Consider the following 23,007-nt stretch of genomic DNA (forward strand, 5'->3'; position numbering starts at 1 on the left):
CGTGGCCGAGTAGTCTTGGCCGACGTGAGCGAGCATCTGTCCGTAGCCCTGAAACGCCTGGATCCCGATTTGCCGATTCCGCGGCGTGCGCACCCCGGCGACGCCGGGGTGGATTTGTATGCGACCGACGACGTCGTCCTCGAGCCGGGTCGGCGTGCCCTGGTCGGGACGGGTATCGCGGTGGCGTTGCCTGTCGGAACCGTCGGACTGATACATCCCCGTTCCGGTCTGGCAGCCAAATCGGGCTTGTCGATAGTCAATGCGCCCGGGACGGTCGACGCCGGATATCGAGGTGAGCTCAAGGTGTGCCTGATCAATCTCGATCCCGAGATCGCGATCGAGATCAACCGTGGTGACCGGATTGCTCAACTGCTGGTCCAACGGGTGGAATTGGCAGATTTCGTCGAGGTCGATTCGCTCGACGAGACTTCGCGCGGCACTGGCGGCTACGGCTCCAGCGGCGGGCACGCCACACTTGAATCGGGTTCGAGTGTTGAGCCGGCCGACAAAGGAGCGTGAATGATGTTCGGACGTAAGAAAAAGTCTCAGGTGGACGAAGAACCGACAAGTTTCTTCGGTGACGAGGACGAGGCGGCAAGCGAAGCCTTCGAGGAGGATTTCGACCTGCACAGCGATGAATCCGACGGCCCGTACGACCTTGCCGACATCGGGACGGAAGAACCGACAGCGGGCCGCAACGGCCAACGACTCGATCTCGGATCGGTGCTCGTCCCGATGCCGACCGGTGGTCAGTTGCAGGTAGAGATGGCGCCGAACGGCACGCCCCAGGCTGTGCATCTGGTGACCGAACACGGGCGCATCACCGTCGCCGCGTACGCCGCCCCCAAGTCGCCGGGCCAGTGGCGTGAGGTGGTGGCCGAGTTGGCCCAGTCGTTGCGTGAGGACAATTCACCCGTCACGGTCGAGAACGGCCCGTGGGGCCGGGAATTGTCGGCTGTGACCGCGGCGATGGATCTACGGTTCATCGGCGTCGACGGTCCGCGGTGGATGGTGCGGTGTGTGCTGGCCGGGCCGAGCGGCTCCACCGGTGCGGACGCCCCACTGGTGGCAATTGCTCGTGACATTCTGCGCGACACCGTCGTCAACCGCGGCACCGAGCCGCATCCGGTGCGCACCCCGCTCCCGGTGGTCTTGCCGCAGGTGCTCGCCGAGCAGTTGGCGGCAGCCCGCGAGCAGCAGTTGGCTCAGGAACAGCAAGCTGCCCAGCCGATGGTCGACCAGCAGCCGCCGCCGCCGGCGCCGCGACCGGTACCTCCGCGCCGCGGCGAATCCGGTTCGGCCATGCAGCAATTGAGTCAGTAGCTCGGTTCGAGTGAGGGTGAATCCCCGTCGAGAGCGCTCAACGCCGCCAGGCACGTAGCGCCGAGAATCGACGGGTCGGATCCGATGGTGTCGAGTGTGGTGGTTCGGATCGCGGCCCGACCGAGTGCCGACGCCCATTCGAGTGCGACGCGGTGCGGGTGGATCGGATCGTCGACGGCCGACGCTATCCCGACGGGAGCTGTCACCGCTCCGAGAACGGCGGCGTCGAGCGCGCGGTAGGTAGCTGCCTCGTCGAGCGCCTGCGGTAGGTGTGGCCACTGGGCGCGCCACGAGCGTTCGAGTTCTCGGCCGAGCCACATCGGGCTGGACGTGAGCATGGCCGCCACGACGGCGTCCAAGCCGTCGGCACGTAGTTGTGCTGCGGTGTACCTGGCGCTCGCGGCGGCGGGCGCGTCGTCGGCGCTGCCCACCCAGGCGGGTAATGCGGCCAGAACTGCCACGGTGCGGTGCGGGTTCAGTGCTGCCCATTGCAGGGCCACTGCAGCGCCGATCGACACGCCGCCGACGATGATGCGGCCGTGCGCGGACGCAGCCGAATCCATCGCGTCGAGATAGCCTGCCACGACCCGCCGAGGATCGGGTTCCACGGCGATCGTGAGTGTGTCGAGAGCCGAGAAAGCGCGGCTCGCGAAGTGGGCGTCGGAGCCGGTACCTGGCAGAACGACCGCTACGGTCGACGCTTCTGAGATCTGCATCTCTCGATCTTGCCCGGTGCGCTCGAATGAGGTTCTGACCGGTGTGGTTACCGGCCTGTAATGGGTCTACAGTGGCGAGCACGAAGCCCTTCACCCGACGCGAGAATTCGCGTCGAAAGATGTTCGCAGGAGCGCGCAATGGCACCCGCCGCCGCAGGATATTTTCGCCGTCTGACCCGTCGTCTCACCGAGGACGTCGATCAGTTGGACGCAGATGAGATGACCGAGTCCATCGAGGCATCCGGGGGCCGGAAGGCCTGCGATTGTCGTCGTGGCGAGGAAGTGACGATGGTCGGGCGGCTGCGCAGTGTCGACGCGTGTCCCAAGTCCGGAAACGCAAGTATCGACGCGGAGTTCTTCGACGGTACCGAGGTGATCAACCTGGTGTGGATCGGGCGTCGTCGGATTCCCGGAATCGAGACCGGGAGAACGTTGCTGATCCGCGGGCGCGTCGGCGAGCGGGACGGCCGCAAAGTGATCTTCAACCCGTACTACGAATTGCAGGGCGAGTAGCTCGTACCGGTCGGGCGCCAGACTGTGGCACCCTCGACAGGTGACTGAAACAAGACAGCCGTCGGTAATGGATCAACTCGGTGGTCCGAGTGGCCTGATCTACTCGTCTGTTCCGATTCTGGTTTTCGTGCCGGTCAACACCATCTGGAATCTGACGGCGGCGATCTGGGCGGCCCTGGGGGTTGCCGTGTTGATCGCCGGATGGCGGGTGGTCCGCAAGGACTCACTTCAGCCGGCGATTTCCGGGTTCCTGGGTGTGGGTGTGTCGGCGTTCATCGCCTACCGCACCGGGGATGCCAAGGGGTTCTTCCTGTTCGGTATCTACACCAGCCTGGCCTACGCCGCTGTGTTTGTCCTCTCGATCGTGATTCGCCGGCCCCTGGTCGGTATTGCGTGGGGATTTCTCAACGGCCACGGGAATCTGTGGCGCAAACATTCGTCCGCGGTGCGTGCTTACGACGTGGCGACGGCGGTCTGGGCCCTGGTTTTCGGGGCCCGTTACCTGGTTCAATCCCAGTTGTACGACGCCGATTCCACGGGTTGGCTCGCCGTGGCGCGGATCGGCATGGGTTGGCCGCTGACCGGTCTCGCGTTGGTGGTCACGGTCTGGGCGGTGCGCACCGCTGATCGCATCGTGGAACCGCCGCCGCCGCCGACGATCGAGGGAGGCGATCGCGATGCAGGTCCTGATCAGGTCGACGATGTCGATACCGCGCATGTCGATACCGTGCACGTGGTGAAGGAGATGGGCGATCCGGCCGATCCCGACGTCGTACCGGACCGCCGTACCGTCAACTGATCAGATCTTGGTACTCAGGGTGCTTGCCCAGGAATTTGACGACGTACGGGCACACCGGTCGGACTTTGGCGCCGCGTGAGCGGAGGTCGTCCAACGCTCGGCTCACGAGTATCGCCGCCAGGCCGAAACCTTCGTGTTGCGGGTAGATCTCGGTGTGGTTGAAGGAATACACGTTGCCGTCGACGGTGTACTCCTCGATTCCGGCCAGTGATGCACCCACGTGGATTTCGAACCGTTCCTGGGCGGGGTTGTCGGTGACGACGGGATCGACGGGTGGATTGGGCATGGGAGATGTCCTTTCGTGTCAGGTGTTCAGACGTAGCGATACACGTAGTTGCTCTTCGGTGTCCACAGCGGCGACGAAGAGCAGTTCGTCGCCGCCCTCGATGGGATCGTCGAGTTGTGGGACTATGACGCGCCCGCCGCGCAAGATGGTCACGAGTGCGCAATCGCGGGGAAGTTCGAGTTTCTTGACGGCCTTGCCGGCGAGGGGAGTGTTGTCGGGCAGGGTGATCTCGACCAGGTTGGCCTGGCCTTGGCGTAGGGTCATGAGCTTGACCAGATCCCCTACCGACACGGCCTCTTCCACCAGCGAGGCGAGCATCCGGGGTGTCGACACAGCGACGTCCACTCCCCACGACTCGTCGAACAGCCATTCGTTTCGAGGGTCGTTGACCCGCGCCACAACTCGGCGAACACCGAATTCCGTCTTGGCGAGCAGGCTCAACACGAGATTGGCCTTGTCGTCGCCGGTGGCGGCGATCACGACTTCGTAGGATTCCATCGCCGCTTCCTCGAGACGGCTCAGTTCGCAGGCGTCCGCGTGTACCCATTTCGCCTCGGGTACCGAATCCGGCTCGATGTGATCGAGCTTGCGCTCGATCAGCATGACCTCGTGTGAGCTTCGGATCAGTTCGCGTGCGATGGAGCGGCCGACCGCTCCGGCGCCGGCAATGGCGACCTTCATCGAGAGTGTCCAATCACGGTGTGGTGCAACGGGGAAGATGTTCTGTGATGACGTGTCACAGTGGGCTCAGTCGTCGCTGGGTGGAGGGTTGCCTGCCAAGGCGACTGCTTCGGCGACCGTGCCGGACACCGCTGCCACGTACACCTGATCGTCGGCCTGGATCACCGTTTTGCGGTCCGGAAGGATTCCGGTGCCGAAGCGGATCACGAACGCCACGCGTGAACTGGTGGCACTCTCGAGTAGCGCGATCGGTTTTCCCGCCCAATCTTCGTGTAGCGCAAGCTCGGTGATCGCGACCGTGCCCGAAGGGTCACGCCATTTCGACGTGGTGCTTTCTCGGGTCAAGGTATGCAGGAAGCGGTCGGTGGACCACGGAACCGTGGCGACGGTGGGGATACCGAGGCGCTCGTACACGGCGGCACGTTTGGCGTCGTAGATCCGGGCGACGACGCGCTCGACGCCGAAGGTCTCGCGGGCGACGCGGGCGGCGATGATGTTGGAGTTGTCGCCGGAGGACACGGCGGCGAAGGCGTCGGCTCGCTCGATTCCTGCGCGCACGAGAACGTCACGATCGAAGCCCATGCCGAGGACTTTTGTTCCGGGGAAATCCAGCCCCAGGCGCAGGAACGCACTTTCGTCACGGTCGATGACTGCGACGTCGTGACCGATCCTGCTCAGAGATGCAGCGAGGGACGACCCCACTCGGCCGCACCCCATGATGACGACATACACGCCCTACTCCGTTCATGGACTCGATTCGGCGTGAGTACACGCCGAATCGAACGGTACAGCCCGTGGCGGGAAGAGCAAGTTCGACTCGGTGATCCGGTGCGGATTCGTGACTCGGGGAAGGTGGGGATCACTGATGACCCCGAATTCCTTCGGACGGCTTACTCTTTGCTGGTGTCTAAGCTCTCCACCGCTACCAAGCGGCTCCTGCTCGGCCGGCCGTTCCGAAGTGACAAACTCGGGCATACGCTGTTGCCGAAGCGGATCGCACTGCCGGTGTTCGCGTCCGACGCCATGTCGTCGGTCGCCTACGCGCCCGAGGAAATTTTCCTGGTTCTCTCCGTCGCCGGCATTTCCGCGTACGCGTACACCCCGTGGATCGGTTTGGCGGTCGCGATCGTGATGGCGGTCGTCGTCGCCAGTTATCGGCAGAATGTGCACGCGTATCCGTCGGGCGGGGGCGACTACGAGGTCGCGACGGTGAACCTGGGGCCCACGGCGGGGCTGACGGTGGGTAGTGCGCTGATGGTGGACTACGTGCTGACGGTCGCGGTGTCGATTTCGTCCGCGGCGTCGAACATCGGTTCGGCGTTGCCGTTCGTCGCGCAGCACAAGGTGCTCTTCGCGGTGGCGGCGATCGTGTTGTTGACAGCGGTCAATCTTCGCGGTATCCGTGAATCGGGCACGGCGTTCGCGATTCCGACCTATGCGTTCATCGTCGGAATGTTCCTGATGCTGGGGTGGGGTTTCTTCCGGATCTACGTTCTGGGGGAGGACGTGCACGCGGAGTCGTCGTCGTTCTCGATGAATGCCGAGGATTCACATCTGTACGGCATCGCGTTCGCGTTCCTGATAGCGCGGGCGTTCTCGTCGGGGTGCGCCGCGTTGACCGGTGTGGAGGCGATCTCCAACGGCGTGCCCGCATTCGAGAAGCCGAAGTCGCGCAATGCCGCCACCACGTTGTTGCTACTGGGCACCATTGCGATCGTTCTGCTGATGGGGATCATCATCTTGGCGCAGAAGATCGGTATCGTCTACGCGCACAACCCGGAAGAACAGCTGGTCGGTGCGCCGGCGGGTTACCACCAGAAGACGCTGATCGCGCAGATCGCCGAGGCCGTCTTCAGCGGATTCCCGATCGGTTTCTTCTTCATGGCGATCGTCACGGCACTGATTCTCGTGTTGGCAGCGAACACCGCATTCAACGGATTCCCGGTCCTGGGTTCCATCCTGGCCCAGGACCGCTACCTCCCGCGACAGCTGCACACGCGCGGTGACCGATTGGCGTTCAGTAACGGGATCTTGTTCCTCTCGGGTGCCGCCATCGCGTTCGTCGTGGTGTTCGGCGCCGAGGTGACCAAGCTGATCCAGCTCTACATCGTCGGAGTGTTCGTCTCGTTCGTTCTCAGCCAGACCGGAATGATCAAGCACTGGACCAGGCATCTGAAGGCCGAGACGGACCGAGCGCAGCGGTCACGGATGCAACGCTCGCGAGTGATCAACTCGATCGGCCTCGCCATGACCGGGGCGGTACTGATCATCGTCCTGATCACCAAGTTCGCTGCCGGCGCCTGGATCGCGATCGTCGCGATGATCGCGATCTTCGTGGTGATGAAGATGATCCGCAAGCATTACGACAGTGTCGCCGCCGAGCTCGAGGAGCAGGAATGGGACGGAGTGCTGCCGAGCCGGACGCACTCGATCGTGCTCGTCTCCAAACTGCACATGCCCACGATGCGCGCACTCGCGTACGCCAGGGCCACCCGCCCGGACACGCTCGAGGCCATCACCGTGAACGTCGACGAGCCGGACACCCGCGCGTTGGTGCGCCAGTGGGAGAAGAGTGACGTCACGGTTCCGCTCAAGGTCATCGAATCGCCGTATCGCGAAATCACCAAGCCTGTCCTCGACTACGTCAAGCGGGTGCGCAAGGACGCCCCGCGGGACGTCGTCACCGTGTTCATTCCGGAGTATGTCGTCGGTCACTGGTGGGAGCAGATTCTGCACAACCAGAGCGCACTACGATTGAAGAGTCGGCTGCTCTTCCAGCCGGGCGTGATGGTGACCAGTGTTCCCTGGCAGCTCAGCTCGTCGGCGAAGGCGAAGCCGCTCGACATCGAGAAGACCGCAGGAGCCACCCGCCGTGGCTACGACGCGGGTGAGAAATAACCGATCCGACCGAAATGGCAGGCGTAGTTCGTTGAGTGAGAATTGGACCGGGCAGACCTTCGAGGCCGATTTGGGGAAGCCCGGCCACGGTGGCTTCGTGATCGCCCGTCACGAGGGTCGGGTGGTGTTCGTGCGCCACGGTCTGCCGGGGGAGCGGGCGTTGGTGCGGGTCACCGAGGACAAGGGTGGGTCGTTCTGCCGCGCCGATGCGATCTCGATCGTCGAGGCTTCGGCGCATCGGGTGGATCCGACGTGTCCGATCTCGGGTCCGGGTGGCGCCGGCTGTTGCGACTATTCGCATGCGGATCTACCGGTGCAGCGGGAGATGAAGACCGCAGTGGTCCGTGAGCAACTCGAGCGTCTTGCCCGCATCGACTCGGACGTGGTGGTCGAGGATCTCCCGGGAACCGGAGACGGAACCGGGTGGCGGACACGTATTCGCCTGGCGGTCGACGCGCGTGGCGATGCCGGATTCCACGCGTACCGCAGCAACCGCGTCGTGACGGATCTACGCTGCACGCAGATCGAGTTCCGCGCCTACGACGGTCTGGACGGGTCGCAGTGGCAGCCAGGTAGTGAACTGCAGGTGGTACTCGATTCCACTGGTCGGCGGCACGTCGTGGAGCTCGGCGCCCCCACGGTGTCGCGGACCGGACGGCGGGACGCGGGCAGGCGTGGTGCATCGGCGCGGCGGGCAGCTGGTGGTGGTCCTCGGCCGACTCGCGTCGTCTCGGGATCCGACACTGCTGTCGAGTCGGTCGGGGAGCGTCGGTGGGCGTTGTCCGCGACGGGTTTCTGGCAGGCGCACCGGGGCGCCGCGGCAGCGTATTCACAGGTGGTGCGCGAGTGGGCGGGAATCGGGGCCGGTGATACCGCGTGGGATCTGTACGGCGGTGTCGGTGTGTTCGCGGCGGTGCTCGCGGAACTGACCGGGCCGTCGGGCGTCGTGGAATCGGTGGAACTGTCTGCTCGGGCGGTCGCGGACGGGCGCGCTGCGTTGACCGATCTCGAGCAGGTTCGGTTTCACAGTGGTCGGGTCGAGACGGTGGTGGCGGAACTCTCGTCGTCGCCGGGGGTGATCGTGCTCGATCCGCCACGGGCAGGCGCCGGGCGAGCTGTCGTGGAAGCCTTGGCGGCGACCGGAGCCGCGCGGGTGATCCACGTCGGCTGCGATCCCGCCTCGTTCGGCCGTGACGTCGGCCTGTATCTGGAGCAGGGCTTCCGAATCGGTGGCCTGCGGGCGTTCGACGCATTTCCCACCACGCATCACCTGGAGTGCGTCGCGCTGCTCGAACGCTGATCCGACTGCGCATCCGCCATGTGATCCAGGTCGCCGTCTTTGTAGTTGATTGCGTTACACAACTAATTGTATAGTTGCCTTCTGCAAGTAATCATCGGTCTGGTTTCGGACCGATCGGCACAGGGGTTCACACAATGTCGGTACAGCCGGAAACGTCACAAGCGCTGGTCGAGGCCATTTTCATGTTCGGCCGATCACTTCGCGCGGCCGTGACGACGTCGACCGACAGCGTCGTTCCCGCAGCATTGGTGACCGTGTTGTTCGTGTTGGCGAACCGCGGTGAATGCCGACAGAACGAACTCGCAGTGGAGCTTTGTGTCAGTCAGTCGGCACTGAGTCGGCAGATGTCCGACCTGGTGGACGCCGGCTACGTGGAGCGCCATCCAGATCCGGAGGACAAGCGGGCATTCCGCATTCGGGTTTCCGAAAGTGGGCACGAGGTACTTCGGCAGACGAACGAGCGACGTGCTGCGCGACTGCGCGACATGCTCGGCGAATGGTCTCAGGAGGAGGCGTCTGCGGCCGTCACGGCATTGCAGCGGCTCACCGAGACGTTCGGAGCCTCGATGCACAAACAGGATTCGCACACAGCCCCCATTTCGGCGGGCGCGGAAAGTATTGGGAGATAACGAAAATGTCAGCGACAGTAGGAGAAACGCGGGCGGGTGCCACAAGTACCTCCCCGGCCAACGGCGACGGAGTCATGTCGCACCGTCAAATTCTCGAAGCTCTGACCGGACTCATCGCGGCGCTGTTCACCGCGCTGCTGAGTACGACGGTGGTCTCGACCGCACTTCCGACCATCATCGGTGAACTGCACGGCACCCAGACCCAGTACGCGTGGATCATCACCGCTGCCCTGCTCGCCAATGCTGCCTCCACCCCGATCTGGGGCAAACTGGCCGATCTGTTCAACAAGAAAGTCCTCGTCCAGTCGTCGATCGTCATCTTCGTGATCGGCTCGGTCATCGCCGGTGCCGCGCACAACGTCCCACTGCTGCTCGGTGCCCGCGTGATTCAGGGCATCGGTATGGGTGGCCTGACGGCGCTGGTCATCGCGATCATCGGGTCCATCATCCCGCCACGTGATCGTGGCCGGTACTCCGGTTACACGGGCGCTGCCATGGCCGTCTCGATGTCCGGTGGTCCCGTCCTCGGTGGCGTTCTCGTCGACACCGCCGGGTGGCGCTGGTGCTTCTACGTCTGTGTTCCGTTGGCTGTCATCGCTTTCGTCCTGTTGCAGCGCACGCTGCACATCGAGACGGTGAAGAAGACGGGTGTCTCCATCGACTGGCTCGGTGCCACTCTGCTCACCGCAGGTGTCAGCGTCTTGTTGATCTGGGTGTCGTTCGCCGGTCAGGCCGACTACTACGCCTGGTTCTCCACACAGTCCGCGATGTACGTCGTCGGAGGCCTCGTCCTGCTCGGTCTGTTCGTGTTCGTCGAATCGAAGGCCAAGGATCCGATCCTGCCGATGGCGATCATCACCGAACGCACCACCGGACTTGCCATCATCGCCTCGGTCGCCGTCGGTGTGGGTCTGTTCGGCGCCACGACCTTCCTCACCCAGTACTTCCAGACGGCCCGCGGCTTCGATCCGACCGAAGCCGGTCTGCTCACCATTCCGATGGTGTTCGGCATGATGGTGGCCTCGGTGGGCTCAGGTCAGCTCATCACCAAGTTCGGCAAGTGGAAGCCGTTCATCGTGACCGGTGCGGTATTGCTGGTCCTCGGATTCGCCCTGCTCTCGACGATCGACCACGCCACCAACCTGTGGGTCATCGGCGTCTTCATGGCTGTCGTCGGCCTCGGTACCGGCATGCTCATGCAGAATGTGGTTCTGGCAGTGCAGAACACGGTGAGTGTGCAGAACATCGGTGCCGCGTCGAGCAGCGTCGCGTTCTTCCGGACCTTCGGCGGTGCAATCGGTGTGTCGGTTCTCGGCTCGATTCTCGCCACTCGTGTGGGCACCCTGACGAAGACGTCGGTGGAGGCGCTGCCGCCCGAGCAACAGGCCGTCGCGGCCAAGAGCCTGGGTGGGGGACTGGATCTGGCCAACATGCCGGACTTCGTGGCCCAGATCGTCCGGTTCGCCTACGGCGACGCAACGGGTCGAATCTTCCTGGTCGCAGCCGTCGTGGCGTTGGTGACGCTCGTCGCGGTGATCCTGATCCCGAACCGCCCGCTGCGCACCACCATCGACATGGTCACCCCGGACGCCGAGCAGAAGGCGGAACTGGAGAAGGAAGCCGAATCGGCCGGTCTCGACTCTGCGGGCCCGACGACGGCCAAGGGCTGACGCTCAGGCGAGCGAGAATCGGACGCGGACCGAGACCGACTCCTCAACCTTGCCGCGTTCGACGGTCGGCCCGACGGTGTCGGATTTCATCGCCGCCGCCGTCACTGCGCGTACCGGAACGATCTGCGCGGAGTCCTCGACGACATCGAGGGCTCCGCGCAGTGTCATGCCTGCCAGGTCGGCGTACTGTTGTGCGGTCGATCGTGCCCTCGCCCACGCGGCGTCCCTGGCCTGCCTGGTCAGTTCGCTGCGATCCTCGAGATCGAATTCGAGTCCGTCGACGGTAACGGCGTCACCGCCCACCACCACACATTCGGTGATGACGGCACCCACGGAGTTGGGACTGTCGGGTGCCAGATCACGTAGTACGACGCGGTAGGTGGTCGAGACCGTGAATCCGACGTGTTCGTTGACCCCGCTGTCGGTCCACCGTGTCTGAGGGTGGGCGCTGAGTCCGCTCGACCGCACATCCTCCCCGGAAATGCCGCGGCTGTGCAGAGTGCCGGTGAGCGCATTCGACACTCGGGTGACGGCGTCGAATGCCGAGGAAATCGAGGAATCGGTAACCGAGACCCCGATCGTCAGGGAAGCAAGATCGGGGACGGCGGACACCGTGGCCGATCCGACCACCGTGACGGTGGCGTACGTGCTCTCGATCGGTTCGGTCACGGTGTGCCTTTCTTATCCCACACGACCCGACGCGATGACGCTGCGCAGAGTCATGTCCAGTTGTTCGTATGCGCCGGTCGCGAGGCGTTCGAGAAGAGCCAGCTTGAGTTTCGGTGCCGCCGCGGTGAGGGCTTCGTAACGCTCGGGGGTGAGTACTGCAACGGTAACCGTCGAATCGGCTCGTATGTCGTTGAGAAAGCGAGTGCCGAGGAAGAGTGTCATCTCTCCGAACGTCATTCCGGCAGACAGCGTCACGATGCGATGGTCGATGCCGTGCGAGTCGGTGAAGGCGCTGCTGACCTTCCCACGAAGGATCAGGTAGAAGCCCGAGGCGCTGTCGCCACGGCCGGCGATGCGTTCGCCGCGGGCGAAGGTGCGGGTTTCGAGTTGTTCGGCGAACGCTGCCACCTGGGCGGGCGTCAACGCGTCCAGGACCGGATGGTTCTCGATCGTGACCGACTCGGGCTGACGGCTGCTCGTGCAGTGTGCGGCCAGGAGCGTGTTCCTCGCACCATTGCATGGCCGAGTCCAGATCGACGAATACTCGTCCGTCCTGTCGGGAGGGATCGATACTCGAGGTCTTCTTCCCGAGTAGTCCTTTCGGATCGACGAGCGCGACGGCACGCGACTGGCTTGCCAGTTGTTTCTGCAACGCGGTGATCATGCGCACTGCCACGTCGCCGGCGTCGTCCACTCGTCGGACGTCGATGACGATCACTTCGAGTTCGTCCTCGATCGACCCGATCTCGCGGACAGCGGATTCGGCTCCGGTGAACAAGAGGTCGCCGTGCAGTTCGTAGATGCGGCTTCGTTTACCGACGTCGTCGAGTACTGCTTGTTCGAGGGGGGTGCGACGGAACCGGGACGGCGCTTCGGTGACGCTGTAGCGCGCGCGGATCGAGGACCGTGACGGCCGGGTGACGTGCAGGAAGTGCAGATCCAGCTCGCGGGAGAGGGCCCTGGCGGCGGCAACGCCGCGCACGCTGTTGCCGTGCGGGTCGAGTTTGGGAGAGTAGATCGCGATTCCGATCTGGCCGGGCAGAACAGCCAGCACGCCGCCGCCGACACCGCTCTTGGCCGGCAGGCCCACCTCGACGAGCCAGGATCCGGCACCGTCGTACATTCCGCAGGTTGCCATGACGCTCAGAACCTGTTCCACGGCCGCGGGAGCCAGCGCACGCTCGTGGGTGACGGGGTTGACGCCGCTGTTGGCCATCGTGGCAGCCATCAGGCTCAGGTCTCGGCACGTCACGTCGATGGAGCACTGACGGAAGTAGAGGTCGACGGCGTCGTCGGGATTTCCGGTGATGACGTCGAAGGAGCGCAGCATGTGCCCGATCGCCCGATTGCGATGGCCGGTTCGGGCTTCGGAGCTGTACACGGCTTCGTTGAACGTCAGCTCCCGCCCCGCGTACCGCGAATACATCGCCCGGATGCGTTCGAAACGTGTTGCCGGATCGGCCCCGGACACCAGGGACGCCGCTGTGATGGCGCCCGCGTTGATCATCGGATTGCGGGGCCGCTCGGTCTGCGGATCGAGGCTGATCTCGTTGAACGGTTCACCCGACGGTTCGACGTCGATCTTCTCGGCTACCGCGTCGGATCCGCGGTCTGCGAGTGCGAGTGCGTAGGTGAAGGGTTTCGAGATGGACTGGATGGTGAACGGCAGTCTGGAATCACCGATCTCGTAGACGTAGCCGTCGACGGTGGCGATGCAGATGCCGAACGAGTCGGGGGCGACGGCCGCGAGTTCGGGGATGTAATCGGCCAGCGCGCCGCTGTCGAGGCCGCGAACCTCGTCGAATACTCGGGCAATCAGGTCGTCGACTACGTTTCCCATACGTCGACCTTAGGGGGAATCCGGACCGGTGTGCGGTAGCACGATCGATCGCGTCGGCAGCCGATTGCCCGAATTTGTAGTGATTGGTATCACTACGGGGCGATCGGTGGGAAGGTGGATACCACGTCGTGGCGAAATTGTGTCGAGTCCGCGTGCCGGTTCTTCCTGACGCTCCGTAGACTGACGGAACTGTCTTGCAGAGGCAGCCGCGGCGTGCACCGGTGCAGCTGTGAAGCACGGAGGGAGCGATCTCGTTGGGTGTTCTTGCCCGCATACAGGGTCCTGACGATCTACGTCAGTTGAGCCACACCGAGTTGACGGAGTTGGCTGACGAGATTCGCGAGTTCCTCGTGGAGAAGGTGTCCGCAACCGGTGGCCACCTCGGCCCCAACCTGGGCGTGGTCGAGTTGACTATCGCACTGCATCGAATCTTCGATTCGCCACAGGACGCGATCATCTTCGACACCGGTCATCAGGCATATGTCCACAAGATCCTCACCGGGCGTCGGGATCAGTTCGACACCCTGCGCAAGGAGGGTGGCCTGTCCGGCTACCCGTGCCGGGCGGAGAGCGAACACGACTGGGTCGAGTCGTCGCACGCATCCGCGTCGTTGTCGTACGCCGACGGCCTGGCCAAGGCATTCGCGCTCAAGGGCGAGGATCGCCACGTCGTCGCCGTCGTCGGCGACGGCGCACTGACCGGTGGCATGTGTTGGGAAGCGCTCAACAACATCGCTGCCGGTAAGGATCGTTCCGTCGTGATCGTCGTCAACGACAACGGTCGCTCGTACGCGCCGACCATCGGCGGACTGGCCGAGCATCTGTCGGCCCTGCGGACCGCACCGAGCTACGAGCGCGCGCTCGACAGTGGCCGCCGGATGGTCAAGAATTTGCCGTGGGTCGGCCGGGCCGCGTACTCGGTCCTGCACGGTGTGAAAGTCGGACTCAAGGACGCTGTCAGCCCGCAGGTCATGTTCACCGATCTCGGCATCAAGTACCTCGGCCCCGTCGACGGGCACAACGAGGCGGCCATGGAATCGGCGCTTCGGCGGGCCAAGGCCTACGGCGGGCCGGTCATCGTGCATGCGGTTACGCGCAAGGGTAACGGCTACGCGCATGCGGAGAACGACGTCGCGGATCAGATGCACTCCACCGGCGTCATCGATCCGCTCACGGGTCGCGCGACGTCGTCGAACTCGGCCCCGGATTGGACGTCGGTGTTCTCCGAGGCGCTGATCGAGCAGGCCTGCGCCCGTGACGACATCGTTGCGATCACCGCGGCAATGGCGGGGCCCACCGGTCTGGCGGCATTCGGCGAGAGGTTCCCCGACCGTTTCTTCGACGTGGGAATCGCCGAACAGCATGCGATGACGTCGGCGGCAGGTCTGGCGCTCGGCGGTCTGCACCCGGTGGTGGCGATCTACTCGACGTTCCTCAACCGAGCTTTCGATCAACTGTTGATGGACGTCGCACTGCTGGGTCAGCCGGTCACCGTGGTGCTCGACCGATCCGGTGTCACCGGTTCCGACGGTGCCAGCCACAACGGTATGTGGGATCTTTCGCTGCTCGGCATCGTTCCGGGTATCCGGGTCGCTGCACCGCGCGACGGCCAGACGCTCCGTGAAGAACTCGACGAGGCGCTGCTGGTCGACGACGGTCCGACTGTGCTCCGGTTCCCGAAAGGTACTGTGCCCGAATCGGTTCCTGCTGTGAAGCGGGTGGACGGGGTGCTCGACGTGCTGCGCGCCAGTGTCGACGATCGGGGCGACGTGCTGCTCGTGGCAGTAGGGTCGTTCGCGTCACTCGCGCTCGAGGTTGCCGATCGCCTGGACAAGCAGGGTATTTCGGTGGCCGTGGTCGACCCGCGTTGGGTCCTGCCGGTTTCCGACGCGCTGGTCAAGACCGCGGACAAGTACGCACTCGTCGTCACCCTCGAGGACGGCGGTGTGCACGGCGGTATCGGTTCGTCGGTTTCGGCGGCATTGCGGGCCGCCGGGGTGCACACCTCTTGCCGCGATCTCGGTGTCCCGCAACAGTTCCTCGATCATGCCGGCCGGGAGTCGATCCACAAGAAGTTGGGACTCACCGCCCAGGACCTCTCCCGCAAGATCACCGGCTGGGTTGCCGTGATGGGCGAATCGGCGGGCGACGAGAATTCGACGCAGGCCGAGTCCGTCACCGGTGAGGCAGCGCAGGGCTGACGGTCGTCGACGAGCGGTGGCCGCGGAGGAATCCGCGGCCACCGTCCTGTTTCGGCTGTGATACCCGGATTCGACTGTGTCGCCACCGTGTCCTCCGGCCGCTACGACCGTCAGGGTTCGACGAACGGCGCAGTGACGAAGCTCGGCGCGCCGGGACCGAGGTGCAGATGTTGCGGGCGAAGTCCGCTGTCTGCGCGCATGGCACCGAGAGGGAAGTAGCGGGGGAGGCAGAGCGCGTATACGTCGACGTAGTCGCCGTTCGGAGCCCTCGTCGATATCGTGTCGTCGACAGCCCGCAACGAGGACGTGAGGGCGCCGTCGGTCAGGACGGTGGGGCGAGCGTCCGGCGCGACGTCGTTGAGGATGACGGCCCAGAAATCGCCCGGTGAGGTGCGGGCGGCGGTACTCGGCACCGGCGCGCGGACACTGATCCGTTGCCGCTCATCCACTGCCCTGCTGTCAGAGTGTGACCGGGCCGTAGATCTCGATTCCGTTGTCGATTCCGTTGAGCGGGCGGTCGACCGATCAACCGTGACCACACGTTCACGTCGATCCCGCGCGCCCGAATGCAATAAAGTGGCATATGTCGCAATCTTGCCGAAGGGTAACTGTGGCACGGAGAAACGGTCGACCGCCCCAATCGGCGCAGCCGCCGAGCCTATTGCACGGACTCGAGTGTGCTCCCTCGTGTTTCCTTCACGAACTTGAGCACCACGAACAACGACAACGCGGCCATGACTGCGTATCCCGCATAGGTGAACGAGAGGTTCCAGTCGGCGAGCGACGGGAACGTCCACGAGACCAGGAAGTTCGCGACCCAATTGGTGGCGGTCGCGATTCCGACGGCAGCCGCGCGTACCCGATTGGGGAACATCTCCGAGATGAGTACCCAGACCACCGGACCCCAGGAGAGTGCGAAGAAGAACACGAACGCGTTGGCGCCGATGAGGGCGATGGTGGCGTTGGCCCCGCTGAGGGTGGCTACGGATTCGCCGATGTCATTTTCCGTCACTGTTGCCGAATGGAAACAGAACGCGGCGGTTCCGAGAGAAATCGCCATTCCGGCCGAACCCACGAGCAGCAGTGGTTTTCGGCCGACCCGATCGATGACCGCTATCGCGACGAACGTTCCGACGATGTTGACGAGCGCACTGACAACACTGATCAACAGGGAACGATCAGCGCCGAAGCCGACGGCCTGCCACAGGGTGCTCGAGTAGTAGAAGATGACGTTGATGCCGACCAACTGCTGCAGAGCGGCCAGCGCAATGCCCACCCACACGAGCTTGGAGACTCCGAGTGGTTTGGAGAACAGTTGGCGTACCGACGTTTTCGCTTGCTTCTCCGATAGCGATGCGCGAATCTCGTCCATCCGGCCCGTCACGGCAGCGTCGTCGCCGCCCTCGAGATCGGAGATGATCTTGCGGGCACGCTCCTCCTTGCCCTGTGCAACCAGGAATCGAGGTGACTCGGGGATCGTCGTCGTCATGATCAGGTAGAGGATGGCGGGGACGGCTTCGAGCATCAACATCCACTGCCAGGCTTCGAGTCCGGCGATGTGGTTGCGGTCGCCGCCGGCCGCCGCCTGGAGTGCGTAGTTCACGAGTTGCGAGACCGCGATGCCCAGTACGATCGCCAACTGGTACATCGAGCCCAGGCGTCCGCGAATGGCTGCGGGGGAGATCTCGGCGATGTACGCGGGTGCGATCACGGATGCGAAACCGACTGCGAGGCCGCCGATGATGCGCCAGAAGGTGAGGTCGTAGACGCTGAACGGTATCGCCGAACCCACAGCGCCGATGACGAAGAGAGTGGCTGCGATCTGCATGACACGGATGCGGCCCAGTCGGTCGGCGAGTGTCCCGGCGATCCAGGCGCCGAGCGCGGCGCCCAGCAATGTCAGCGACACTGTCAGCCCGGTACCCGATGCGCCGATGTCGTACTTGTCGCGGATCGCACCAACCGCGCCGTTGATGACGGCGGTGTCGTATCCGAACAGAAAGCCGCCGAGCGCTGCCGCGCCGGCAAAAAGCACCGCATGCCCGACATCGGCACGGGTTGCACCCGATCCGCCGCCGTCGGCAGTTCCGCTGAATGCCATTCGAGCCCCCTCCGGCTCAGCGGTCGACGCCCCAGTGCGTCGATGCGTCCGCGAGCACGATGTGACGCTACGCTCATGGCGTTCGATTCGGGCGGTACCGGAACCGGTTTCGAAGCAGCGGCATCGGTAGTTTCGCAGTCGGACCTTCGCGGCGGTCCCACCGATCGGTCCTCAGTCCGGAGTGAACGTCGGGTACGCGAGCATCTCGGATACGGTGCACCGGACGGGGCGCGAGGTCTCGCGACAGTTTCCCGCAGTCGCGCAAGACTGCCCCCACGTGGCGAAAACGGTCGGTACGCTCGGCAAATATCTGCGCCGATTCGCTGGTACGAAAAAACACGACACGGGCGGGGGGACGGCCGCGATCGAACTCGTGGATCGCTCGCGTAACGGGTCCGCGCGGAGGAAGATGCACCGATGGCCAAAGAGAAGAAGTCGAAGTCCGCTCGGTCGGACAACCGCACCGTCCTCTGGAAGGAACTTCCGGACCAGCACGACTACCCAGCTGCGCGGGACTACCTGCAGCTCGTCGCGACACCAGTCCAGGTGCAGGCACTCGTCTATGCGCTCAAGACGGCCACGCTGGTGACCAAAAAGGCGAAGGACATCCTTCGTGCCGCCGGATTGCCACTACTGCCGGTGGACAATCCGCATGTCGCGAGTGATCTGAAGAAGATCCGCAAGGGCATTGCCCTGTCGCCGATTCTGGTGGTGCAGGGCGACTTCCGAACGGGCGTTCCGATGCAGATCGCCGACGGCTATCACCGCGTCTGCGCCAGCTATCACGTCGACGAGAACACGGCCATTCCGCTCAAGCTCGCGCCGTCGACGACGGTGTCGTAGTCCGGTGACGTTCGGCATTCTCGCCCTGGTTGCGTTGGCCGGTCTGCTCGGCCCGCTCCTCGGAGCCCGGACGGCATGGCATGTCCCGGTGGTGGTCGGCGAACTCGCTGCCGGTGTCGTCCTCGGCGTCACCGGATTCGCGGTGCTGACATCCTCGGACAGTACGTTCACATTTCTCGCGGACATCGGCTTCGGGCTCACGATGCTGGTCGCCGGATCGCATGTCCCCTTGCGTGACAAGGCCGTCCGTGAGGCGATCGGGAAGGGCGCCGGTCGGGCGGTGGCCGTCGGCGTGCTGGCCGCCGTCGCCGGGTATCTGGTATCCACCGCTTTCGGCACCGGGCACGCGGCGCTGTACGGTGTCCTGATCGCGTCGTCGTCGGCCGCGTTGATCCTGCCGATCGTCGATTCGTTGGCGCTCGGCGGTACGTCGGTGCTGCAGATGACCGCTCAGGTGGCCATCGCCGACACCGTCTGCATCGTCGCGCTGCCGTTGGTGATCGACCCGAACAATGCGGCCCGCGCCGGACTCGGCGCTCTCGCTGTAGCGGCCTGCGCAGGTGTGCTGTTCCTGGTGCTGCGCGGTTTGGACCGGTCCGGCCAGTGGAAGCGCCTGCACAAATTTTCCGAGAAACGGAAGTTCGCACTCGAGCTGCGGATCAACCTGGTGATCCTGTTTTCACTTGCGGCACTGGCAACCAGCACACATGTGTCGATCATGTTGGCGGGGTTCGCGTTCGGTCTGGTCCTCGCGGGGATCGGGGAGCCGCGCCGTCTCGCGAAACAGCTCTTCGCCATCACCGACGGATTCTTCGCACCGCTGTTCTTCGTCTGGCTGGGGGCGTCGATCAATTTGCGTGACCTGTTCAACCACCCGTCGTCGTTGTGGCTGGGATTGTCTTTGGCCGCAGCCACCCTGATCGTTCACGCACTGCTGCGGCTGAGCGGGTTGCCGATCTCCCTCGGCGTGTTGTCGGCAGCACAACTCGGGGTCCCGGTGGCTGCGGTGACCGTCGGAACGCAGCTCGGCGTCATGGGCGACGGTGAACCGGCGGCAATTCTCTTGGCGGCTCTACTGACCGTCGGAGCCGCGACGATCGCGGGCGGCGCAGCGGCACGAGCCGGGCTGACCGCGCCCGCGAAAGCAGAAGCCTGAATGTCGAACGAGGCACCCAGCCGTAGCCGGGTGCCTCGTTCGCTGTGCCGTAGATCTAGACGCTGGCGACACCGGGTGCGAGGAAGCGCTTGCCGTTGACGGCCTCGGAGGTGCCGGTGCGGTCCAGGTACGGGGTGATGCCGCCGTTCCAGAAACCGAATCCGCCGCCGAGGATCAGGCAGAGGTCGATGTCCTCGGCCGCCGCTACAACGCCCTCGTCGAGCATGATCTGAATTTCCTCGGCGAATGCGCGGCGGGTGCGCTCGAGGACCTCCTCGGACGTGGAGACCTTGTCACCTTGCGGCCACAGCGCAGCCACCTCGGGGTCGACGGCTTGACCGTTCTCGCCCCAGGTCCAGACGCCGGGTTTGCGGGCCTCGACGAGGGCTTCGAGTCCGGGTGAGCTGCCGAACCGGTCCGGGTAGGCGGCCTGCAGCGTCTCGCCGGTGTGCAGGGCCACCGCCGGGCCGACCAGGGCCAGGAGGGTGAACGGGGACATCGGCATGCCGAGTTCTGCCACGGCATTGTCGGCGACGTCGAAGGGGGTGCCCTCGTCGACGGCGGCCATGACCTCACCGAGCGTGCGGGTGACGAGTCGGTTGAAGACGAAGCCTGCCTTGTCGGCGGACAGGACAGCCGACTTCTTCAGCGTCTTCGCGGTAGCGAAAGCCGTTGCCAGAGTTGCATCGTCGGTCTTCTCGCCGCGAATGATCTCGAGCAGCGGGAGGACGGCGACGGGGTTGAAGAAGTGGAAGCCCACAACCCGTTCGGGATGCTGCAATCCGGATGCCATCTCCGTGATGGAGAGCGAAGACGTGTTGGTCGCGAGAATGGTGTCGGGAGTGACGAACTCCTCGAGTTCGGCGAACACCTTCTTCTTGACGTCCATGTTCTCGAAGACGGCCTCGATCACCCAGTCCGTCTTGGCGAACGCCGCCTTGTCCAACGAGCCGGAGACGAGCGCCTTGAGGCGGTTCGCGCCGTCGGGAGACAGGCGTCCCTTGCCCTGGAGCTTGTCGATTTCGGTGTGGACGTAGCCGACACCCTTGTCGATGCGCTCCTGGTCGATGTCGGTGAGGATCACCGGCACCTTGAGTTGACGCACGAACAGCAGCGCGAGCTGGCTGGCCATCAAGCCGGCACCGACGATACCGACGCCGTTGATCTTGCGGGCCAGCGAACGATCGGGCGCTCCGGCGGGACGCTTGGCGCGCTTGTTCACCAGGTCGAAGGCGTACAGTCCGGCGCGGAGTTCGTCGGTCAGCAGCAGATCGGCGAGAGCCTCGTCCTCGGCGGCGAAGCCTTTGTCCAGCGATGCCGCGTCGGTGATGTCGGTGGTGCGAGCCAACTCGAGCAGTTCGACGGCCTTGACGGCACCCGGTGCGTGCCCCTTGGTCTTGCCGTCGACGATCGCCTTGGCGCGTGCGATCGCATCGTCCCAGCCCTGACCGCGATCGATCTCGGGGCGGGCCGGGGTGACGGTACCGGCGAGGACCTGAGCGGCCCAGACGAGAGACTGTTCGATGAAGTCGGCGGAGTCGAGAACGACGTCCACGACGCCCAGTTCGAGTGCCTTCGTGGGGGAGAGCACCTTGTTCTGGTTGAGCGAGTTCTCGATGACCACGGTGACGGCGTTGGCTGCGCCCACCAGGTTGGGGAGCAGCTGCGTGCCACCCCAGCCGGGAACCAGCCCGAGGAAGGCCTCGGGCAGACCCAACGCGCCCGCATTGGCGGCGACGGTGCGGTAGTGGCTGTGCAGACCGACCTCGAGGCCGCCGCCCAGCGCGACGCCGTTGATGAACGCGAACGTGGGTACCTCGGACTCGCGCAAGCGTCGGAAAACCTTGTGGCCCAAGCGCCCCAGTTCGAGCCCCTGCTCACGGGAGGTGATGGAGGGAACGCCCTTGAGATCTGCGCCGGCGGCGAAGATGAACGGTTTGCCGGTGACGGCGACGGCTACCGGATTGGCTGCGAAGGCTTCGTCCAGAGCTGCGTCGAAGGCTGCGAGCCCACCCGGACCGAAGGAGGACGGCTTGGTGTGATCGAAACCGTTGTCGAGGGTGATCAGCGCGAACGGGCCCTCGATGCCGGGGACCGAGATGATCTTGGTGTATGCGTTCGTCACGACCTCGTCGGCGAATGCTGTTGCAATGTCAGACATTTACTTGACTCCGGCTTCGTAGTCGGCGTGGATCGGGTTTTCCCAGATGACGGTGCCGCCCATGCCGAGGCCGATGCACATGGTGGTCAGGCCGTAACGCACGTCGGGACGGGTCGCGAACTGGCGGGAGAGCTGCGTCATCAGGCGCACGCCCGAGGACGCGAGGGGGTGGCCACAGGCGATGGCGCCGCCCCACTGGTTGACGCGCGGATCGTCGTCGGCGATCCCGTAGTGCTCGAGGAAGGCGAGGACCTGAACGGCAAACGCCTCGTTGATCTCGAAGAGTCCGATGTCCTCGATCTTCAGGCCGGTGCGGGCGAGTAGCTTCTCGGTGGCCGGAACCGGGCCGATACCCATGACGGCGGGATCGACGCCCTGGAAGGCGAAGCCGACCATGCGCATGCCGACGGGAAGGCCGAGTTCGGCGGCGGTGTCCTCACCGGCGAGCAATGCGGCGGTAGCGCCGTCGTTGAGCCCGGCGGCATTTCCCGCGGTGATGCGGCCCGCGGGGCGGAACGGGGTCTTGAGCTTGGCGAGATCGTCGAGCGTGGTTCCCGGGCGGGGCGGCTCGTCCTCGGTGGCCAGGCCCCAACCGGCTGTGCTGCGGGTGGCGACGGGAACCAGGGTGTCGGCGATCAAACCGGCCTTCTTGGCGGCGTCGTACTTGTTCTGGCTGTTCACGGCATACGCGTCGGTGCGATCCTTGGTGATGGTCGGGAACCGGTCGTGCAGGTTCTCGGCGGTGTTACCCATCACGAGGGCGCTCGGATCGACCAGGCGATCAGCCAGGAAACGGGGGTTGGGGTCGGCGCCCTCACCCATCGGATGATGTCCCATGTGCTCGACGCCGCCGGCGATGACGACGTCGTATTGACCGAAGCCGATGCCGGACGCGGTGGTGGTGACGGCGGTCATCGCGCCGGCGCACATGCGGTCGATCGCGAAGCCGGGAACCGTTTCGGGCAGGCCGGCGAGAATCGCGGCGGTGCGGCCGATGGTCAGACCCTGGTCACCGGTCTGGGTGGTGGCGGCGATGGCCACCTCGTCGACGCGGGCGGGATCGAGCTGCGGATTGCGTCGGAGCAGTTCCCGGATTGCCTTCACGACGAGGTCGTCCGCACGGGTGTCGGCGTAGATGCCCTTGGGGCCGGCTTTTCCGAACGGCGTCCGGATGCCGTCGACGAACACGACGTTGCGTTGATTGTTGATGGATGGAGCCAC

Annotated in this window: 20 protein-coding genes and 1 pseudogene; 11 read left to right on the forward strand and 10 right to left on the reverse strand. The window is 64.7% G+C overall.

What is annotated here, in order from left to right:
• Positions 1–24: 24 nt before the first annotated feature.
• Both dut and ABH922_RS08670 read left to right on the forward strand, forming a co-directional pair.
• Positions 25–519: a dUTP diphosphatase gene (dut, locus tag ABH922_RS08665; RefSeq protein WP_424806527.1), complete on the forward strand. Its 495-nt coding sequence runs from the start codon at positions 25–27 to the stop codon at positions 517–519.
• Between the two features lie 3 nt (positions 520–522).
• Positions 523–1,323: a DUF3710 domain-containing protein gene (locus ABH922_RS08670; protein WP_424809613.1), complete on the forward strand. Its 801-nt coding sequence runs from the start codon at positions 523–525 to the stop codon at positions 1,321–1,323.
• On the opposite strand, the gene ABH922_RS08675 is transcribed toward ABH922_RS08670, so the two are convergent.
• A complete protein-coding gene (locus ABH922_RS08675) occupies positions 1,317–2,039 on the reverse strand; it encodes an alpha/beta hydrolase (RefSeq protein ID WP_424806528.1) in 723 nt (240 codons plus the stop codon). The genes ABH922_RS08670 and ABH922_RS08675 overlap by 7 nt on opposite strands.
• A gap of 138 nt (positions 2,040–2,177) precedes the next feature.
• Between ABH922_RS08675 and ABH922_RS08680 the strand changes: the two genes are divergently transcribed.
• A complete protein-coding gene (locus ABH922_RS08680) occupies positions 2,178–2,552 on the forward strand; it encodes an OB-fold nucleic acid binding domain-containing protein (protein ID WP_424806529.1) in 375 nt (124 codons plus the stop codon).
• Positions 2,553–2,592: 40 nt separating this feature from the next.
• A complete protein-coding gene (locus tag ABH922_RS08685; RefSeq protein WP_424806530.1) occupies positions 2,593–3,351 on the forward strand; it encodes a DUF3159 domain-containing protein in 759 nt (252 codons plus the stop codon).
• On the opposite strand, the gene ABH922_RS08690 is transcribed toward ABH922_RS08685, so the two are convergent.
• The 3 genes from ABH922_RS08690 to ABH922_RS08700 form a co-directional block, all read right to left on the reverse strand.
• A complete protein-coding gene (locus ABH922_RS08690; RefSeq protein ID WP_424806531.1) occupies positions 3,344–3,637 on the reverse strand; it encodes a GNAT family N-acetyltransferase in 294 nt (97 codons plus the stop codon). The genes ABH922_RS08685 and ABH922_RS08690 overlap by 8 nt on opposite strands.
• 18 nt (positions 3,638–3,655) lie before the next feature.
• The gene (locus tag ABH922_RS08695; RefSeq protein WP_424806532.1) at positions 3,656–4,318 is read right to left on the reverse strand and encodes a potassium channel family protein; all 663 of its coding nucleotides are present in this window, start codon (positions 4,316–4,318) and stop codon (positions 3,656–3,658) included.
• A 66-nt stretch (positions 4,319–4,384) separates the two neighbouring features.
• On the reverse strand, positions 4,385–5,050 hold the full coding sequence (locus tag ABH922_RS08700; RefSeq protein WP_424806533.1) for a potassium channel family protein: 666 nt from the start codon (positions 5,048–5,050) through the stop codon (positions 4,385–4,387).
• A gap of 171 nt (positions 5,051–5,221) precedes the next feature.
• Between ABH922_RS08700 and ABH922_RS08705 the strand changes: the two genes are divergently transcribed.
• The 4 genes from ABH922_RS08705 to ABH922_RS08720 all read left to right on the forward strand — a co-directional run bounded on the left by ABH922_RS08705 (position 5,222) and on the right by ABH922_RS08720 (position 10,815).
• Complete coding sequence (locus ABH922_RS08705; RefSeq protein ID WP_424806534.1) at positions 5,222–7,216, forward strand: APC family permease; 1,995 nt, start codon at positions 5,222–5,224, stop codon at positions 7,214–7,216.
• Positions 7,217–7,247: 31 nt separating this feature from the next.
• Complete coding sequence (locus ABH922_RS08710) at positions 7,248–8,516, forward strand: class I SAM-dependent RNA methyltransferase (RefSeq protein ID WP_424806535.1); 1,269 nt, start codon at positions 7,248–7,250, stop codon at positions 8,514–8,516.
• 134 nt (positions 8,517–8,650) lie between these two features.
• Entirely contained in the window at positions 8,651–9,145 is a 495-nt protein-coding gene (locus ABH922_RS08715) for a MarR family winged helix-turn-helix transcriptional regulator (RefSeq protein WP_424806536.1), read from the forward strand.
• 5 nt (positions 9,146–9,150) lie between these two features.
• Complete coding sequence (locus ABH922_RS08720; RefSeq protein WP_424806537.1) at positions 9,151–10,815, forward strand: MDR family MFS transporter; 1,665 nt, start codon at positions 9,151–9,153, stop codon at positions 10,813–10,815.
• Positions 10,816–10,818: 3 nt separating this feature from the next.
• Here the strand turns inward: ABH922_RS08720 and ABH922_RS08725 are convergent, their stop codons facing one another.
• The gene (locus tag ABH922_RS08725) at positions 10,819–11,484 is read right to left on the reverse strand and encodes an SIMPL domain-containing protein (protein ID WP_424806538.1); all 666 of its coding nucleotides are present in this window, start codon (positions 11,482–11,484) and stop codon (positions 10,819–10,821) included.
• A 12-nt stretch (positions 11,485–11,496) separates the two neighbouring features.
• A pseudogene (gene glsA / locus ABH922_RS08730) lies at positions 11,497–13,324 on the reverse strand (glutaminase A).
• 254 nt (positions 13,325–13,578) lie between these two features.
• On the opposite strand from glsA, the gene dxs reads away from it, so the two are divergent.
• The gene (gene dxs, locus ABH922_RS08735; RefSeq protein ID WP_424806539.1) at positions 13,579–15,525 is read left to right on the forward strand and encodes a 1-deoxy-D-xylulose-5-phosphate synthase; all 1,947 of its coding nucleotides are present in this window, start codon (positions 13,579–13,581) and stop codon (positions 15,523–15,525) included.
• 110 nt (positions 15,526–15,635) lie between these two features.
• On the opposite strand, the gene ABH922_RS08740 is transcribed toward dxs, so the two are convergent.
• Positions 15,636–16,142, reverse strand: coding sequence for a CocE/NonD family hydrolase C-terminal non-catalytic domain-containing protein (locus ABH922_RS08740; protein WP_424806540.1), 507 nt, complete (start codon positions 16,140–16,142; stop codon positions 15,636–15,638).
• Between the two features lie 41 nt (positions 16,143–16,183).
• Positions 16,184–17,626, reverse strand: coding sequence for a sugar porter family MFS transporter (locus ABH922_RS08745; protein WP_424806541.1), 1,443 nt, complete (start codon positions 17,624–17,626; stop codon positions 16,184–16,186).
• Between the two features lie 417 nt (positions 17,627–18,043).
• On the opposite strand from ABH922_RS08745, the gene ABH922_RS08750 reads away from it, so the two are divergent.
• Both ABH922_RS08750 and ABH922_RS08755 read left to right on the forward strand, forming a co-directional pair.
• The gene (locus ABH922_RS08750) at positions 18,044–18,469 is read left to right on the forward strand and encodes a hypothetical protein (RefSeq protein ID WP_424806542.1); all 426 of its coding nucleotides are present in this window, start codon (positions 18,044–18,046) and stop codon (positions 18,467–18,469) included.
• Between the two features lie 4 nt (positions 18,470–18,473).
• Entirely contained in the window at positions 18,474–19,625 is a 1,152-nt protein-coding gene (locus ABH922_RS08755; RefSeq protein WP_424806543.1) for a cation:proton antiporter, read from the forward strand.
• Positions 19,626–19,680: 55 nt separating this feature from the next.
• Here the strand turns inward: ABH922_RS08755 and ABH922_RS08760 are convergent, their stop codons facing one another.
• Together ABH922_RS08760 and ABH922_RS08765 are read right to left on the reverse strand one after the other, a co-directional pair.
• Positions 19,681–21,786, reverse strand: a complete 2,106-nt coding sequence (locus tag ABH922_RS08760; protein ID WP_424806544.1) for a 3-hydroxyacyl-CoA dehydrogenase NAD-binding domain-containing protein — start codon at positions 21,784–21,786, stop codon at positions 19,681–19,683.
• Positions 21,787–23,007 carry a thiolase family protein gene (locus ABH922_RS08765; RefSeq protein WP_424806545.1) on the reverse strand — a complete coding sequence of 407 codons (1,221 nt, stop codon included), beginning with the start codon at positions 23,005–23,007 and terminating at the stop codon, positions 21,787–21,789. It lies immediately after the preceding gene.

It is taken from the genome of Rhodococcus sp. 27YEA15, from assembly GCF_049739425.1.
Lineage (GTDB): Bacteria > Actinomycetota > Actinomycetes > Mycobacteriales > Mycobacteriaceae > Rhodococcus_F.

Coding starts and splice junctions, on each gene's coding strand:
- ABH922_RS08690 (WP_424806531.1), bottom strand. CDS start 3,637: ATGCCCAATCCACCCGTCGATCCCGTCGTCACCGACAACCCCGCCCAG.
- ABH922_RS08680 (WP_424806529.1), top strand. CDS start 2,178: ATGGCACCCGCCGCCGCAGGATATTTTCGCCGTCTGACCCGTCGTCTC.
- ABH922_RS08760 (WP_424806544.1), bottom strand. CDS start 21,786: ATGTCTGACATTGCAACAGCATTCGCCGACGAGGTCGTGACGAACGCA.
- ABH922_RS08745 (WP_424806541.1), bottom strand. CDS start 17,626: ATGGCATTCAGCGGAACTGCCGACGGCGGCGGATCGGGTGCAACCCGT.
- ABH922_RS08720 (WP_424806537.1), top strand. CDS start 9,151: ATGTCAGCGACAGTAGGAGAAACGCGGGCGGGTGCCACAAGTACCTCC.
- ABH922_RS08675 (WP_424806528.1), bottom strand. CDS start 2,039: ATGCAGATCTCAGAAGCGTCGACCGTAGCGGTCGTTCTGCCAGGTACC.
- ABH922_RS08750 (WP_424806542.1), top strand. CDS start 18,044: ATGGCCAAAGAGAAGAAGTCGAAGTCCGCTCGGTCGGACAACCGCACC.
- ABH922_RS08695 (WP_424806532.1), bottom strand. CDS start 4,318: ATGAAGGTCGCCATTGCCGGCGCCGGAGCGGTCGGCCGCTCCATCGCA.
- ABH922_RS08715 (WP_424806536.1), top strand. CDS start 8,651: ATGTCGGTACAGCCGGAAACGTCACAAGCGCTGGTCGAGGCCATTTTC.
- ABH922_RS08670 (WP_424809613.1), top strand. CDS start 523: ATGTTCGGACGTAAGAAAAAGTCTCAGGTGGACGAAGAACCGACAAGT.